Origin of the sequence: Pseudomonas sp. UBA6323, from assembly GCF_002439135.1 — a bacterium.
Classification (GTDB): domain Bacteria; phylum Pseudomonadota; class Gammaproteobacteria; order Pseudomonadales; family Pseudomonadaceae; genus Aquipseudomonas.
Window position 1 is genome coordinate 63,765 of sequence record NZ_DJSX01000088.1, and the last position, 14,969, is coordinate 78,733.

Annotated in this window: 11 protein-coding genes; 6 read left to right on the forward strand and 5 right to left on the reverse strand. The window is 65.5% G+C overall.

Features of this window, described 5'->3' with window-relative positions; genetic code table 11:
- Positions 1-10: 10 nt before the first annotated feature.
- The 3 genes from B3P22_RS20895 to B3P22_RS20905 all read right to left on the reverse strand — a co-directional run bounded on the left by B3P22_RS20895 (position 11) and on the right by B3P22_RS20905 (position 6,863).
- The gene (locus tag B3P22_RS20895) at positions 11-904 is read right to left on the reverse strand and encodes a transglutaminase-like domain-containing protein (protein WP_296272401.1); all 894 of its coding nucleotides are present in this window, start codon (positions 902-904) and stop codon (positions 11-13) included.
- On the reverse strand, positions 901-3,387 hold the full coding sequence (locus B3P22_RS20900; RefSeq protein ID WP_296272402.1) for a circularly permuted type 2 ATP-grasp protein: 2,487 nt from the start codon (positions 3,385-3,387) through the stop codon (positions 901-903). The genes B3P22_RS20895 and B3P22_RS20900 overlap by 4 nt, the downstream gene beginning before the upstream one ends.
- A 182-nt stretch (positions 3,388-3,569) precedes the next feature.
- Positions 3,570-6,863: a DUF2126 domain-containing protein gene (locus B3P22_RS20905; protein ID WP_296272403.1), complete on the reverse strand. Its 3,294-nt coding sequence runs from the start codon at positions 6,861-6,863 to the stop codon at positions 3,570-3,572.
- A gap of 341 nt (positions 6,864-7,204) precedes the next feature.
- On the opposite strand from B3P22_RS20905, the gene B3P22_RS20910 reads away from it, so the two are divergent.
- The 6 genes from B3P22_RS20910 to B3P22_RS20935 are packed head-to-tail and all read left to right on the forward strand — an operon-like array spanning position 7,205 to position 13,700.
- Positions 7,205-7,987 carry an efflux RND transporter periplasmic adaptor subunit gene (locus B3P22_RS20910; RefSeq protein ID WP_296272404.1) on the forward strand — a complete coding sequence of 261 codons (783 nt, stop codon included), beginning with the start codon at positions 7,205-7,207 and terminating at the stop codon, positions 7,985-7,987.
- Complete coding sequence (locus tag B3P22_RS20915; RefSeq protein WP_296272405.1) at positions 7,984-9,303, forward strand: efflux RND transporter periplasmic adaptor subunit; 1,320 nt, start codon at positions 7,984-7,986, stop codon at positions 9,301-9,303. Before B3P22_RS20910 ends, B3P22_RS20915 begins: the two co-directional genes overlap by 4 nt.
- Positions 9,303-11,396, forward strand: coding sequence for a biotin/lipoyl-binding protein (locus B3P22_RS20920; RefSeq protein WP_296272406.1), 2,094 nt, complete (start codon positions 9,303-9,305; stop codon positions 11,394-11,396). The genes B3P22_RS20915 and B3P22_RS20920 overlap by 1 nt, the downstream gene beginning before the upstream one ends.
- A gap of 14 nt (positions 11,397-11,410) precedes the next feature.
- The gene (locus B3P22_RS20925) at positions 11,411-12,211 is read left to right on the forward strand and encodes an aspartyl/asparaginyl beta-hydroxylase domain-containing protein (protein WP_296272407.1); all 801 of its coding nucleotides are present in this window, start codon (positions 11,411-11,413) and stop codon (positions 12,209-12,211) included.
- Positions 12,199-13,197 carry a sulfotransferase family protein gene (locus tag B3P22_RS20930; protein WP_296272408.1) on the forward strand — a complete coding sequence of 333 codons (999 nt, stop codon included), beginning with the start codon at positions 12,199-12,201 and terminating at the stop codon, positions 13,195-13,197. Before B3P22_RS20925 ends, B3P22_RS20930 begins: the two co-directional genes overlap by 13 nt.
- Before the next feature lie 2 nt (positions 13,198-13,199).
- The gene (locus B3P22_RS20935) at positions 13,200-13,700 is read left to right on the forward strand and encodes a GNAT family N-acetyltransferase (protein WP_296272409.1); all 501 of its coding nucleotides are present in this window, start codon (positions 13,200-13,202) and stop codon (positions 13,698-13,700) included.
- 12 nt (positions 13,701-13,712) lie between these two features.
- Here the strand turns inward: B3P22_RS20935 and B3P22_RS20940 are convergent, their stop codons facing one another.
- Both B3P22_RS20940 and B3P22_RS20945 read right to left on the reverse strand, forming a co-directional pair.
- Positions 13,713-14,021 (reverse strand): hypothetical protein, encoded by a 309-nt coding sequence (locus B3P22_RS20940; protein ID WP_296272410.1) that lies wholly within the window; start codon positions 14,019-14,021, stop codon positions 13,713-13,715.
- A 58-nt stretch (positions 14,022-14,079) separates the two neighbouring features.
- The gene (locus tag B3P22_RS20945; protein ID WP_296272411.1) at positions 14,080-14,676 is read right to left on the reverse strand and encodes a phage tail protein; all 597 of its coding nucleotides are present in this window, start codon (positions 14,674-14,676) and stop codon (positions 14,080-14,082) included.
- Positions 14,677-14,969: the final 293 nt, after the last annotated feature.

The following is a 14,969-nucleotide window of genomic DNA, read 5'->3' on the forward strand; positions in this document are numbered from 1 at the left end:
TTCATCCCGCCTATCCGAGCGGCAGCACCGTGACCTGCACTTCCGGATCATGACTGCCGCCTCCCAGGATCACCCCACGCAGCGGCGATACGTCGGAGAAATCCCGGCCCCAGGCCAGGGTGATGTGTTCCAGGGCCGGCCGCACATTGTTGGTCGGATCGAAGTCCACCCAGCCCTGACGCGGGCAATACACCGATATCCAGGCATGCGACGCATCGGCGCCGATCAGCCGTGGCTGGCCGGGTGGTGGCTGGGTCAGCAAATAGCCACTGACGTAGCGGGCAGCCAGGCCGCGTGAGCGCAGGCAAGCGAGCATCAGGTGAGCGAAGTCCTGGCACACACCACGCTTCTCTTCCAGTACTTGCAATAGCGGCGTCGCCACCTGGGTGGCACCGGCATCGAAGCTGAACTCATCGAAGATCTTCTGCATCAACGCCTGACCGGCCTGCAGCAGCGGGCGACCAGGCGGGAAACAGTCATCGGCATAGTCGGCGAAGACCTGCTTGAGACGCACGTAGGGCGACTCGAAACGGTAGCGTGCCGCCTCCAGCAGCGCTGGCGCCATCGGCTTGCCGCTGTAGCTGAGGGCAGCGCAGGCCGCCTCCCAGCTCGGCGAATCATCGAGATCCAGTGGCGCACGTGCCAGCACCTCGATGCGCAAGCGCGCACTAACGCTGAGCTGCTCGTGCGGGCGATCGAACACCAGGCGCGTCAGCGGGTTGCCGAACACATCCAGTCCGTCACGGCGCTGGCAGGGCTGTGGGTCGATGCGCAGTGCCTGTTCATGACAGCGCTGCCACGGGCATTCGCGCGGCCACAGGTGCGCCAGTTGCTGGGCCAGGGAAACCGGCGCCGAGTAACGGTAATGGGTGTCGTGGAGAACCTGATACAGCGCGCTGCTCATGAGGATTGCGTCCGCTGGCTGACATCGACATGGGCGAAGAAACGCAGCCCGAGGTGATCAGAAACAGCACCGGCGGCTTCGCTGATGGCCACCAGCAGGTTGGCCAGGCTTTCGAGCACCGCACGGGTGCTGCCAGGGCCGAACAGCGGGTTTTCCAGACTGGCCAGGCTGAAGGCTGAGAGTTGCTGCTCCAGGTAGACCAGGTAGCGCTCGGCCGGCAACTCGAAGCGCTCGTGAAGCCCCTCAAGCGAGCGCAGCAAAGTGCGCATCTGGAAGATCACGGCATGCGGGTTCTGCTCGTCCAGCAGCAGCAGGTCGAGCACCGGGATCAACTGCGCCGAAGCCAGGTAGCGGGTGCGGTAGGTGATGCTGCTGTTGCCCAGTTCCAGTAGCCACTCCAGCGCCGACTGATCGGTAGCCGAGCCGCTGCGCAGGAAGCCGGCGAAGCTGTCGCAGAGAAACTGCAGGCGTTCGATGTAACGGCCGAGCATGAGAAAGCGCCAGCCGTCGTCGCGGGTCATGTCGTCGAGGGCGAAGCCCGACAGCGCCGCCAGCGACATCAGCAGGCGGTTGAGAAAATCCAGCAACTCGCCGAAGTCGGCCGGCTGGCTTTCGAGCAACTGCGCCTCGCGCTGCAGCTCGACCAGCGCCTGCCAGTTGGCCTGGGACAGCTTGCCACGCACACTGCCGGCAGACCACTGCAGGCGCTGCAGGTTGGCCCGCAGGCTGGCCGGCCAGTCGCCACCAAGCAATGCCTGTAGCAGGCGCGCCTCCAGCTCGCCTTCCTCCGGATCTGCCAGCAGGCCCAGGCTCTGCGCCAGCGCCAGGGCGCTCTGCAGTGCCTGTGGGTCATCGTCATCGTCGACGTAACGCGCCAGCATGATGCGCAGCAGGCGCGCATTGCCCTCGCAGCGCTCGGCGTAACGACCGAACCAGTACAGGTTCTCCACCACGCGCGAGGGCAGGAAGGGGTCGCTGCGTACCAGGTCGGCGGTGCCCAGGGTGCGTTGCGTCTGCCAGGGCTCGGCGCCGGCCTGCCGCATGCCGAGCACCCAGGTGTCCTTGCTGGCACCGCCGCGCTGCATCGAGACAACTTCGGCATCAGCCTCGGCGGCGACGCGGGTCAGGCCGCCGGGCATCACCCGGTAGCCATCGGCACTGGCCACGGCAAACACGCGCATGCCGATGGCGCGCGGCTGCAGGCCGCTGCCATCCCACACCGGCGCCTGCGACAGCTTGGCCCGCGCCTGGGCCACGTAGGCGTAGGGGCGCTGTTTGAGGCGTGCCGCCAGCTTGACGCGCTGCGCCTCGTCCAGATCACGGCCGAACACCGGGGTGAAGCTCTGCGAGGGGAAGGCCGGGCGCACCAGCAACTGGTCGAGTTTCTCCAGGGCCTCATCCAGTACCGGCGGCTCGCCGCACCACCAGCTGGCGATGGACGGCAACAGCAGCTCTTCGCCGAGCAGATGCTCACTGATAGCGGGCAAAAAGCCTGGCAGGCCGGGCGATTCCAACACGCCGCTGCCCAGGGCATTGGCCACCAGCACACGGCCACGACGCACCGCTTCGAGCAGGCCAGGCACGCCAAGGGCCGAGTCGGTGCGCAGCTCCAGCGGGTCGCAGTAGTCGTCGTCGAGGCGGCGCAGCACCGCATGCACGCGGCGCAGGCCGGCCAGGGTCTTGAGGTAGAGGGTAGCGTCGCGCACGGTCAGGTCGCTGCCCTCGACCAACGGGTAGCCGAGCTGACGCGCCAGGTACAGATGCTCGAAATAGCTTTCGTTGAAGCGCCCCGGCGTCAACAGCACCACCAGCGGCGTCTCGCCGCCGCTCGGTGCCTGGCGCGCCAGGGTGTCCTGCAGGGTGCGAAAGAAACCAGCCAGGTACTGCACGCGCAAGTCGCGGTACAGCTCGGGGAAGGCGCGCGAGACGATCTGCCGGTTCTCCAGCGCATAGCCGGCGCCGGAGGGTGCCTGGGTGCGGTCGGCGGTGACCCACCAGCGGCCGTCCGGTGCCCGTGCCAGATCCACCGCATACAGATGCAGCCAGGTACCGCCCGGTGCCTGCATGCCCTGGCACGGCCAGAGGAAGTTGTTGTGGCCGAACACCAGCTCGGTCGGTAGCAGACCCTCGGCAATCAGTTTCTGCGGCCCGTAGAGATCGGCCAGCACGCGGTTGAGCAGGGTCGCACGCTGCGCTACGCCAGCGGCGATCTGCTGCCACTCATCAGCCGGGATCAGGTTGGGCAGCAGATCCAGCTCCCACGGGCGGTCGGCACCGTCGGGGTCGGCGTAGACGTTGTAAGTGACGCCGTTTTCCTGAATCTGCCGGGCCAGCATGGCCTCGCGCTGCGCCAGGTGCTCGGGGCGGCTACGCGCCAGCTGCTCGTAAAGGCGGCGCCAGTGCGGGCGCACGTTGCCCTTGGCATCGAGCAGTTCGTGGTAAGCCCCGGCAGGGGGCGGGTAATCGGCTAGCAGGTCGTGCATGGCAGGCTCGGCAGTGGCAAGGCGGTGCGGCTTTACGCTCCCCTCTCCCATTTATGGGAGAGGGGCCGGGGGAGAGGGCTGAAAACACAGCGAAGTCACCCGTTTCCCCTCTCCTTAACCCTCTCCCCAGAGGGGCGAGGGGACTGATCGCGGCAGCCGACACTCAAGTGAACAACATGTCGTCAGACGCGACGCAGATCCAAGGTCATCGGCAGTTCATTATTGTCCATCGGCTGCATGACGGGGCGCTTGCCCGGACTGTGGCCCAGGCGGAAGAACCGCGCCAGGCGCCGGCTCTCGGCCTCGTAAGCGTTGACCGGCAGGCTGTCGTAGTTGCGCCCGCCCGGATGCGCGACATGGTATTGGCAACCACCCAGCGAACGCTGCATCCAGGTGTCGATGAGATCGAACACCAGCGGCGCATGCACGCCGATGGTCGGTTGCAGGCAACTGGCCGGCTGCCAGGCACGGAAGCGCACGCCACCGACGAACTCGCCGACCTTGCCCGTTGGGCGCAACGGCACCGGCACGCCGTTGCAGGTCAGCACGTAGCGATCCGGCGCCATGCCGGCCACCTTCACCTGCATGCGCTCCAGCGACGAGTCGACATAGCGCACCGTGCCGCCGATGGCGCCCTCCTCGCCCAGCACGTGCCAGGGCTCCAAGGCCTGGCGCAACTCCAGGTCGATGCCCTTGACCGCAAAATCGCCAGCCTTGGGAAAACGGAATTCCAGGTGTGGGGCAAACCACTCGGCGCGCAACGGGTAGCCGAAGGCCGACAGTTCCTGCAGCACGTCAGCGAAATCCTGCTCGACGAAGTGCGGCAGGAGGAAGCGGTCATGCAGCTCGGTGCCCCAGCGTACCAGCTTGGCCGGGCGGTAGGACTCCTGCCAGAAGCGCGCGATCAATGCGCGCAGCAGCAGTTGCTGGGCCAGGCTCATCTGCGCGTGCGGCGGCATCTCGAAGGCGCGCAGTTCGAGCAGGCCAAGGCGACCGCTGGCCGAGTCCGGCGAGTACAGCTTGTCGATGCAGAACTCGGCGCGGTGGGTGTTGCCGGTGACGTCCACCAGCAGGTTGCGCAGCAGGCGGTCGACCAGCCACGGCGGGCAGTCGCGGCCCGGCTCGGGCATCTGCGCGAAGGCAATCTCCAGCTCGTACAGGGCGTCGTTTCGCGCCTCGTCGACACGCGGCGCCTGCGACGTCGGGCCGATAAACAGGCCGCTGAACAGGTAGGACAGCGACGGGTGGTTGTGCCAGTAGCTGATCAGGCTACGCAGCAGATCGGGGCGACGCAGGAAGGGCGAGTCGCCCGGTGTCGCACCGCCAAGGACGAAATGGTTGCCGCCGCCGGTGCCGGTGTGACGCCCGTCGATCATGAACTTCTCGCTGGACAAACGCGACTGGCGCGCCGCCTCGTAGAGGAACTCGCAGCGCTCGACCAGCTCGTCCCAGCTGGCAGCCGGGTGAATGTTCACCTCAATCACACCCGGATCGGGGGTGACGCGGAAATATTGCAGACGCGGATCGAGCGGTGGCTCGTAGCCCTCCATCAGCACCGGACAATCCAGTTCGGCGGCGACGGACTCGATAGCCGCGACCAACTCCAGGTAGTCCTCCAGGTGCGCCAGCGGCGGCATGAACAGATACAGCCTGCCTTCGCGCGGCTCGGCGCACAGTGCGGTACGCACGATACCGGCCGCTGACTGCCCGCTGGCCGGGCGCGTACTCTGCACGTTGGCACTGGCGCCACGCCAGACGCCACGCAGCTGCCGCTGGATCTGCGCCGGGCAGGGCAACGGCGGCAACGACTGGCTGGGGTCGACCGGATTGATGTAGGGGTAGTCGGCCTGGCTGACCCAGGGCAACGAATCCAGCGGCAGGCGGTAGCCCAGTGGCGAGTCCCCCGGCAGCAACCGGCAATGCTCGTCGCGCAGGAACCAGCGCCCGCTCTGCCAGCCCTCACCCACAACCTGGCGCGCCAGCGGCAGAACATGACCAACGACCTTATCCAGGCCCTGATCGAACACCTTGCGCAGGCGCTCGCGCTCCAGCGGGTCGCTCAGACGCGGGTCGTCGGGGGTGACGTTGTCCGGCAGCTTGCGCTCGCGCCACAGGTAGTAGAACCAGTCTTCATAGGCGGGAAAGACATTGCCGGCATCCACGTCCAGGCGCGACGCCAGAGTGGCGAGAAAGCGAGCGGCGGTCTCGGCGGTGACGCCATAGCCGCGCTTCTCGTCGGCCAGCAGCTTGGGGTCATGCCACAGCGGCTCGCCGTCGCGGCGCCAGAAGCAGTTCAGTGACCAGCGCGGCAACTGCTCGCCCGGGTACCACTTGCCCTGACCGAAATGCACCAGCGCATTAGGGGCGTAGTGATCGCGCAGGCGATGGAACAGGTCGGCGGCCAGACGGCGCTTGTTCGGGCCGAGGGCAGCGGTGTTCCATTCGTCGTCATCGGGGTAGTCGAGGGCGACGAAGGTCGGCTCGCCGCCCATGGTCAGGCGCACGTCATGCACCTGCAGGTCATCGTCGATGCGCCGCCCCAGCGCCTGGATCGCCTGCCACTGCGCCTCGCTGTAAGGCTTGGTGACGCGCGGCGCCTCCCACACGCGCTCGACGCTCATCAGGTGTTCGAACGCCACCTCGCACTCGTCCAGCCCACCGGTGATCGGCGCGGCCGAGGACGGCTCCGGGCTGCAGGCCAGCGGGATATGGCCTTCACCGGCGAACAGGCCCGAGGTGGGGTCGAGTCCGATCCAGCCGGCGCCGGGCAGGTACACCTCGCACCAGGCATGCAGGTCGGTGAAGTCCTGTTCGGTGCCGCTCGGGCCGTCGAGGGATTTGACGTCGGCGGTGAGCTGGATCAGGTAGCCGGAGACGAAGCGCGCGGCCAGCCCCAGGTACCGCAACAACTGCACCAGCAGCCACGCCGAGTCGCGGCAGGAACCGGAGGCCAGCTCTAGCGACTGCTCGGGCGTCTGCACGCCCGGCTCCATGCGGATCAAGTAGCGAATGTCATGTGCCAGGCGCTGGTTCAGCTCGACCAGGAAGTCGATGCTGGGCACCGGCTCGCGGGAAATACCGGCCAGGTACCTGGCGAACAATGGCGTGGCCGGCAGCTTGATCAGATAAGGCGCCAGCTCGCGCTGCTCGCCCTCGGTATAGGCGAAGGGAATGCGCTCGGCGTAGGGCTCGAGGAAGAAGTCGAAGGGGTTGAACACCGCCATCTCGGCGACCAGATCCACCTCGACCTTGAACTCGCGGGTCTTTTCCGGGAACACCAGGCGCGCCAGGTAGTTGCCCTGCGGGTCCTGCTGCCAGTTGATGAAGTGCTGACTCGGCTCGACCTTCAAGGCGTAGGAGAGGATGCGCGTGCGGCTGTGCGGCGCCGGGCGCAGACGCACCACCTGTGGCCCAAGGTTGACCACGCGATCGTAGCGGTAGTGGGTGACGTGATGCAGCGCGACATTAATCGACACGGCGGCCTCCTGCTAGCCTGGACGATGGGCTGTGCAGCGCAAGACTTATGCCAGCCAGGGCAATTGCATGAAACGCACACACCGTCCGCTCACAGGACGGCTGGCTCTCGTAGGAGCGGATTTATCCGCGAAATTAGCGACCAGATCGCGAATGAATTCGCTCCTACACATTCGTGTGTTCACCCTATCAGCTAGGCTGGCCAGACAGCCAACGCACCAGAAGCAGGCCCGCCCGCGCACCAGAGTCGATACCCTGCACCATAGCGATGCATCATTACGGCCAATTTGCCATGATCGAGTTCTGCCGTAGACTGCGCTGACCTTATGCAAGGACGTATCTCATGCCGCGAAACACCCTCTTCCTCCTGTTCGCCGGCCTGGTGTCCTGCGGGTACAGCGCTTCACTGCTGGCCGACGACCCGCTGCTCGAATCGCTGGCCCCCAGCGCCACGCAGACCGGCGAACGCCAGGTGCGCGGTGTGCTGCGTGCGCGCAACCAGGCCGTGCTGTCCAGCGAGCTGCCCGGCCGCATCACCGAAATGCCGTTCAGCGATGGTCAGGATTTCAACAAGGGGGATGTACTGGCGCGCTTCGACTGCAGCGCGTATCAGGCCCAGCTTAATGCCGCCCAGGCCGCCGCCCGCGCCACCCGTGAAGAGCTGAACCACAAGAAGCAACTGGCTGCGCTCAACTCCGTCGGCCGCTTTGAGGTGGCCCTGGCCGAAGCGCGGCAAGCCCAGGCCCAAGCGGAAACCCAGGTCTATCAGGTGCAGGTGAAGCGTTGCAGCGTCACCGCCCCGTTCAATGGCCGCGTGGTACTGCGCCGTGCACAGCCCCACGAGAGCGTCGCCAGTGGCGCACCGCTGCTGGAAGTGGTGGATAACGGCACGCTGGAAATCTACCTGCTGGTGCCATCTGCCTGGCTCAGTCGCCTGGAGCCAGGCCAGACCTTCGACTTCATTCCCGACGAGACCAGCACGCCGCTCAAGGCCAAGGTCAAGCGCATCGGCGCGCGAATCGATGAAGGCAGCCAGACACTGCTACTGATCGGTAGCCTGCCCGACGATGCCCAGGGCCTGCTCGCCGGCATGAGCGGTACTGCACAGTTCCAGGTGGCGGAATGAACGCGCCGCTGCCCGGCACGGCCGAACGGGTATTCGCCCTGTTCCTCGGGCTGGAGCAGCAGGCTCGCAAAGCCGGCAGCATCGAGCAACTGGCCTTCACCATGGTCAACGACGGCCAGGCGCTGTTCGGCTTTCGCCACGCCGCCCTGCTGATCGCCGGCAAGGTGCAGGCCCTGACCGGCATCAGTGTGGTGGAGGCCAATGCGCCCTTCGTCGCGTTTGTAGAACGTGCCGCCTCGACACTACTCGCTCATGGTCAGCTCGACGAGGGCCACGCTGTCGACCCGGCGCACCTGGACGAGCAGACGCGCCTGGGCATGAACAGCCTGTCCGCCCCGCATGCCTACTGGTTGCCCCTGAAGAACCGCGGTGGCGAGACCTTCGGTGGCCTGTGGCTGGCCCGCGATCTGCCATTCAGTGAGGCCGAGCAGTCGCTGCTCAGGCAATTGGCCGACACCTACGCCCACGCCTGGCTGGCACTGCAGCCGCGCAAGCCATGGCGCATGCGCTGGCCGCGCCGCAAGTTGCTGGCGGTTGCCGCCGCGCTATCGCTATTGCTGCTGATTCCGGTGCGCCAGTCGGTGCTGGCGCCTGCCGAAGTCGTCCCGCTGGGCGGTCGAGTGGTCGCCGCACCGCTGGACGGGGTGATCGCCGAGTTCCTGGTCAAGCCCAATCAGAGCGTCGCCGCTGGCGATCTGCTGGTGCGCTTCGATGACACCAGTCTCAAGGCCCAGGCCGATGTGGCCGAGCGTGCCCTTGGCGTGGCCGAAGCCGAACTCAAGGCCAATACCCAGCGCGCCTTCGCCGATGCAGAATCCAGCGCCCGTCTCGATCTGCTGGCCGCTCGCGTCGAGCAGAAGCGCGCCGAGCGCGACTATGCCAGGCAACTGCTGGCACGCAGCGAAGTGCGCGCCGAGCGCGCAGGCATCGCCGTGTTCGCCGATGCCGAACGCCTGACCGGCAAGCCGGTGCAAACTGGCGAGCGGTTGATGCAGATCGCCGATCCCAGCCAGGCCGAACTGCGCATCGAACTCCCCGTAGGCGACGCCATTGCCCTGGAACCTGGCGCCGAAGTGGCGCTGTTTCTCGACAGCGACCCACTCAATCGTCACCAGGCCCAGCTGGAGCGCTCCGCCTACGAGGCGCAAAGCACCGCCGCCGGTCAGTTGGCCTACCGTCTCGATGCGCGCTTCGTCGAGACCCCGCCGCGCATTGGCCTGCGCGGCACTGCCAAGCTGTTCGGTGATCGCGCACCGCTGGCCTATTACCTGCTGCGCCGTCCGCTGGCTGCCGCTCGCCAGACCCTGGGTTTCTGATGCTGCCCGCCCTGCGGCCCGACCTGCAGCTGTCGCCCGCCGAATCCGGCCTGGACGGCGCACCGCAATGGACGCTGGCCGATCCGCTACGTGGCCGCTACTTCAAGCTCGGAGCCGCCGCCGTGCGCCTGCTTCGCCACTGGACGCTGGGCGAGCCGCAACGTGTGCTGGCCGCAGCCAACGCCGAGCCTGGCCTGCCCCTGGGCGAGGCGGAACTCGAGGACATGCTGCGCTTTCTCGGCAGCCATGACCTGATCGCGGCGCAGGACGACAAGCAGCGCGCCAGCTACGCCATGAAGGCCGCCGCCCAGCGCCAGAGTCCGTGGAAGCGGGTGCTGCACCAGTACCTGTTCTTCCGCATTCCGCTGTGGCGCCCCGACCCTTTCCTCAATCGCGCCTGGCCGGTGCTCGAACGCCACGGCCCCTGGCTGCTGCGCTGGGGGCTGCCGCTGGTCTTCGCGCTGGGCCTGTTCCTGGTGCTGCGCGACTGGCAACGCTTTCTCGCCACCTTCCCCCACCTGTTCAGCCTGGGCGGTGCCCTGGCGTTCGGCATCGCGCTGACCTTCGCCAAGCTCTGTCACGAGTTCGGTCACGCCTTCATGGCCAAACGCGCTGGCTGTCGGGTACAGAGCATGGGACTGGCCTTCATGGTCCTGTTGCCGATGTTCTACACCGACGTCAGCGATGCCTGGCGTGTGCGCGACCGACGCTCGCGACTGCTGATCGGTGCAGGCGGTGTGCTCGCTGAACTGCTGCTGGCGGTGCTGGCGCTGCTGACCTGGTCATTGCTGCCGGACGGCCCCCTGCGCACCTCGGCCTTCATGCTCGCCAGCGCGACCTGGATCACCACCCTGGTGATCAATCTCAATCCCTTCATGCGCTTCGATGGCTACTTCCTGATAAGCGATCTGTGGGGCGTCGACAACCTGCAGAACCGCGCCTTCGCCCTGTGTCGCTGGCGCCTGCGCGAAGCCCTGTTCGGCTATGGCGAGCCGGCACCGGAGCCGTGGTCGCCTAGCATGACCCGGCGCCTGCTCATCTGGGGCTACGGCTCCTGGATATGGCGCGCGATCCTGTTCCTTGGCATCGCGCTGGCGGTCTATCACCTGTTCTTCAAGGTGCTCGGCATCTTCCTGATGGTGGTTGAGCTGCTGTGGTTCATCGGCCTGCCCATCTGGCGTGAGCTGGGGGAATGGTGGCAACGCCGTGAACAGGCCGACTCGCGCAAGGTGCTGATCACCGGCCTGGGTCTGGGTGTCGTGCTGCTGGTATTGATCGTGCCCTGGCGCAGCTCGGTGGAAGTACCCGCGTTGCTCGAAGCTTCGCGCACCAGCGCCCTGCACGCCCCGGTACCCGCACGCTTGAAAGCGGTGCATGTGAAGGATGGCCAGAACGTGACCGCTGGCGACCTGCTGCTGGAGCTGGACTCTCCCGACCTCGACTCGCGCCAGGCCATCATCCGCCGCGAGATCGACATTCTTCAGCTCCAGCTCCGACGCCAATCCGCACGCAGCGAAACGGCGGCCGATGCCGGCATTCTCGAGCAACGCCTGGCCGAGGCCGTGGCCGAATACCGCGGCCTGGCCGCCCAGCGCGAGCGCCTGCAACTGCGTGCGCCGCAGTCGGGCGTAGTGCGCGACCTGCAACGCGACCTGAGCGCAGGTCGTTGGCTGCACCCTGCAGAAGCGCTGACCCGGATCGTCGAGCCGGGGCTGCGCCTGCGCGGCTACCTGGCCGAAGAAAGCCTCTGGCGGATCGAAGCGGGCAGCATCGGTCGCTTCATCGCCGACGACCCGGCACGCCAGGCAATGAAAGTGCGCCTGGATGAAGTGGACGCAACCGGCGTCCCCTACCTGGAGCTGGAAGCGCTCAGCTCCGACCACGGCGGCCCCATCGCCGTAAGGCGCGACGCCCAGCAGCGCGCCGAGCCCGTACAGGCGCAATATGGCGTACGCCTGACGCTGCTGGATGACGGCGTCCACCCCGATCACCCGCTGCGCGGCATGGTGGTACTGGAGGGTGAACGGCAGTCGCTGCTAGGCGCGGCATGGCGGCGGATCGCGGCACTCGGGGTAAGGGAAAGCGGTTTTTAAGACAAGGATGCGACATGAGCCAGGACACCTTACCTCGATGCTCCCGCCTGCCCCTGGCGCCTCAATTACCCGCACTGCTGGAGGCGCTCGGCACGATTGCTGACGACGCCTGGCAACATCACTTCAACACCGGTTATTACGAAGGTGAATGGAGCGGCGTCGCGCTGATCACCCCGCAGGACGCACTTCTACCACTCGCACCGGGACAGGGCGCGCCCTTGCCGAGCGAATGGTGGCAAGACGAGGCAGCCTGGCCTGCCGTGCTCGCCCTGTTCCAGACCACCATTCGCAGCGCACGCCTTCTGCGACTCGGCGCTGGCGCTCGCATTCACGAACACTGCGACCCCGACCTCGGCCAGCCCGATGCAGACATGCGATTGCATGTCCCTCTGCTCAGCCCTCCGGGAGTGGAGTTTCTCGTCGACGGCCTGCAGGTGCCCATGAAGCCGGGCGAATGCTGGTTCATCGATCTGTCCAGGCCGCATCGGGTAGACAATCCAGGGCCTGGGGTGCGCGTTCATCTGGTGCTGGACTGCCAAGCCAATCCCTGGCTGCTGCAGCAGGTGGCAGCCGGTCTCGCGAACACCCCGGCGCTGCAGCCAGGGAAGGCGGAGCAGGCCTTCGCCGCCTTCCGCGAGCGGGTCACGCGCGATGCTGCCCTGGCCGAGCGCCTGCGCACGATTACCGACGCACACCTTTTCTGCGAGGAGGTCGTTCGCCTGGCGCACGATCTGGGAATGGACTTCTCCACCAGCGATGTCAAAAGCGCGATGCGCCAGGGCAAAAGGACATGGAACGAGCAATGGCGCGTCTGACTCCCGAGCAGGACTTCCATGGCTGGTTGCCGATTCGCATCTGGCAGGTGGACGGCCAGTGGCAAGTCGACTGGTGCTGGTTCGGCGAGCAGCGACTGACTCGCCCGTTCTTTCGCGACGATGTCGAACAGGCGCTACGCCTGCCCTTCAACCAGGCCTTTCACCGTCGAACCGGGCTGGATGTACTGCTGGCGTGGCAAACGACGAGCCCAGGACTGGCGCCCAGTGCCTTTATCTTCCATGCCTCACGCTGCGGCTCGACGCTGATGGCGCAAATGCTGGCGGCACTGGAAGGCAACATAGTGCTCTCAGAGCCGCCCCCACTGGACAGCCTCCTGCGTGCCCACCGACTGGACTCACGGGTCGCCCCCCGGCAATCCGCCTGGCTCGCAGCGCTGCTATCGGCCTATGGGCAACGACGGAGCGGCAATGAACAACGACTGTTCATCAAGCTCGACGCCTGGAACGTGTTCGAGGCGCCCATGCTGCTGGCCTTGTACCCGGACGTGCCACGGTTGTTCCTCTACCGCGACCCGCTGGAAATCGTCGTTTCCCAGTTGCGCCAGCCAGGATGGCATTGCGTGCCCGGCATGCTGGGCACGTCAGCGTTGCACGGCATTCAGGCCGCACCGCCCGAGCAGTACATCGCCCGCACGATCGGAAGCATTTTCGAAGAAGGCCTGGAGCTGTGCCTGGCGCAAGGCGGGATACCGGTGAATTACCTCGAACTTCCCGAGGCTCTTGTAGGCCGACTGCATCCCCACCTCGGCCTACAAGAAATAGACGCGCCTAGGCTACGCGAGGTCGCCTCGTTCAACGCCAAGCAGCCGGGCATTCATTTCAACGCCGGCGGCCAGAGCAAGCGCAACGAAGCCGATTCCACGTTGCGGGCGGCGATAGAGCAATGGGCTCGCAAACCTTACGAGGCTCTGGAACAGCTGCGCCGGTCCATCCCTACAACCACATCCCACTCAGGAGGAGCCTAAGCATGCTCGACAACGTCTCATCACTGACTCAAGGCATTGCAATCCGCCCCGCGCGCTACAGCGACGAAGACTTCCTATTTGGGCTTTACCGAAGCGCCCGGCCCGATCTGCAGTTGATCGACGAGGAAACCGAGTTCGTCGACCACGTGATTCAACAGCAACAGCAGGTGATGCAGTCAGGCATCGGCGCGGCCTATCCCAACGCCATGCACTATGTCATCGAAAAACTCGACATCCGTATCGGCTCTCTGGTGGTGGATTTCGGCCACAATGAGGTGCGGGTGCTCTACCTGGCTTTCGTCCCCGCCGCTCGTGGCCAGGGCTTCGGGCGCAGCGTGCTGCATGGTGTGCAACAGGCTGCCCGACAGGTGGGTCGACCAGTCGCAGCGGTAGTCTGGCGCAGCAACCCGCAGGCTCGCAGTCACTACCTGGCGCTGGGTTTCCAACTGGAGGAGGCCAGCGATGTGGCGGAACGGCTGGTGTGGTATCCGACTCCGGAATGAGGCCGACCGGGGTCAGTTGAAGGCGACCTGGAAGTAAGCCGTCCCCGCGTCGCGTCCCATATTGGGCACACGGGAAACGAACAAGCCTTCGAGCACTCCGCCCCCCGGCAGTTCCAGAGCACAGAGGCCATCGACGAAATCGATCTGCCCCTCGACACTCAGGGCGACGGCAAAAGGCATGCGGCTACCAGGCATCTGCGCCTGGGGCTTGAGATCGATCTGATCGATGCGAGCTTTCAGGACGCGGCCATCTGGAAGCAACAGAGGGTGAACGATACCCAACAGGGGCTGGAAGTGGCTGGCTTCGACTTGATGCAGCATGGGCTCTCCGGAAAGAGGCCGGGCCAGCGCGGCCCGGCTCGGCTCGATGACACAGGGGTCAGTTGCGGGACGGGAAGATGCCATTCAGAGCAATGCTGAAATTCACTGCCAGGAAAGGGTTCATCAGGCCGAACGGCTGGCTACCGCCCGCTGCTGCCGCGGTGACGGTTCCCCCCAGGCTGCTGGAAACACCCTGCAATGTCACCGGAGTGCTACCTAGCGCGTCGGAATAGATGGTGGCACTGCCCGGACCGGAACCTGAGGCACCTATAAATGAATTGGTCGCGGTGGGCGCGCTCACCGGATTGCTCGCAGTTGCAGCCAGTTGCACGTTGGTGGCGACAGTCAGCGCGCTGGTAATCGAATGGGTGTGCATCGGCATGTTATTAGGCGTCAGGGTTATGTTCTCTATACCGCCCATTTGGCCAATCGGGCGATTAGTCAAACCGCCGCCGGCGCCTTGCCCGATCGGCATACGGCCTTGCAGGTTCGGCAAACCGAAAGTGGAGGATCCATTGCCGCCATAGGTGGTACCCACCAGCGCGAATAGCGCGTTGAACTGCGAAATGGCCAAGAGTTGCCCATTACAGAACGCCCAGCCGGCAGGCGCGTATGGGAATGCAAAGGGTTGAATGGTGCCGATGAAAACTTCCATCTCTCATCTCCAGTTTTTATGGAATAGGTCACACTGCCCTACCCACTCACGTGATGGTAGAAAACGCAGTCCCCCAAGAGACATAAAAGCACTTCCGACGAAAGGCAGCATTATTTTCTTGCCAGAGCTCATAGCGGTTGACAATACCGATTCAAGCCCTCCAAATTCATTCATTGCTTGATAGCCGTGTGCGATCACAGGGAGTTGTAACATGTTCTGGAACAAGAATAAGAGTATTCCTAGCGCCCCCGTCTCATTGGTCTCTCGTACTCCCCTGGCCCTATCCCTAGAGC

What these genes read in the sequence shown, in the direction of transcription:
- B3P22_RS20915 (WP_296272405.1), top strand. Translation starts at nt 7,984, where the DNA reads ATGAACGCGCCGCTGCCCGGCACGGCCGAACGGGTATTCGCCCTGTTC.
- B3P22_RS20945 (WP_296272411.1), bottom strand. Translation starts at nt 14,676, where the DNA reads ATGGAAGTTTTCATCGGCACCATTCAACCCTTTGCATTCCCATACGCG.
- B3P22_RS20910 (WP_296272404.1), top strand. Translation starts at nt 7,205, where the DNA reads ATGCCGCGAAACACCCTCTTCCTCCTGTTCGCCGGCCTGGTGTCCTGC.
- B3P22_RS20925 (WP_296272407.1), top strand. Translation starts at nt 11,411, where the DNA reads ATGAGCCAGGACACCTTACCTCGATGCTCCCGCCTGCCCCTGGCGCCT.
- B3P22_RS20935 (WP_296272409.1), top strand. Translation starts at nt 13,200, where the DNA reads ATGCTCGACAACGTCTCATCACTGACTCAAGGCATTGCAATCCGCCCC.
- B3P22_RS20940 (WP_296272410.1), bottom strand. Translation starts at nt 14,021, where the DNA reads ATGCTGCATCAAGTCGAAGCCAGCCACTTCCAGCCCCTGTTGGGTATC.
- B3P22_RS20895 (WP_296272401.1), bottom strand. Translation starts at nt 904, where the DNA reads ATGAGCAGCGCGCTGTATCAGGTTCTCCACGACACCCATTACCGTTAC.
- B3P22_RS20900 (WP_296272402.1), bottom strand. Translation starts at nt 3,387, where the DNA reads ATGCACGACCTGCTAGCCGATTACCCGCCCCCTGCCGGGGCTTACCAC.
- B3P22_RS20930 (WP_296272408.1), top strand. Translation starts at nt 12,199, where the DNA reads ATGGCGCGTCTGACTCCCGAGCAGGACTTCCATGGCTGGTTGCCGATT.
- B3P22_RS20920 (WP_296272406.1), top strand. Translation starts at nt 9,303, where the DNA reads ATGCTGCCCGCCCTGCGGCCCGACCTGCAGCTGTCGCCCGCCGAATCC.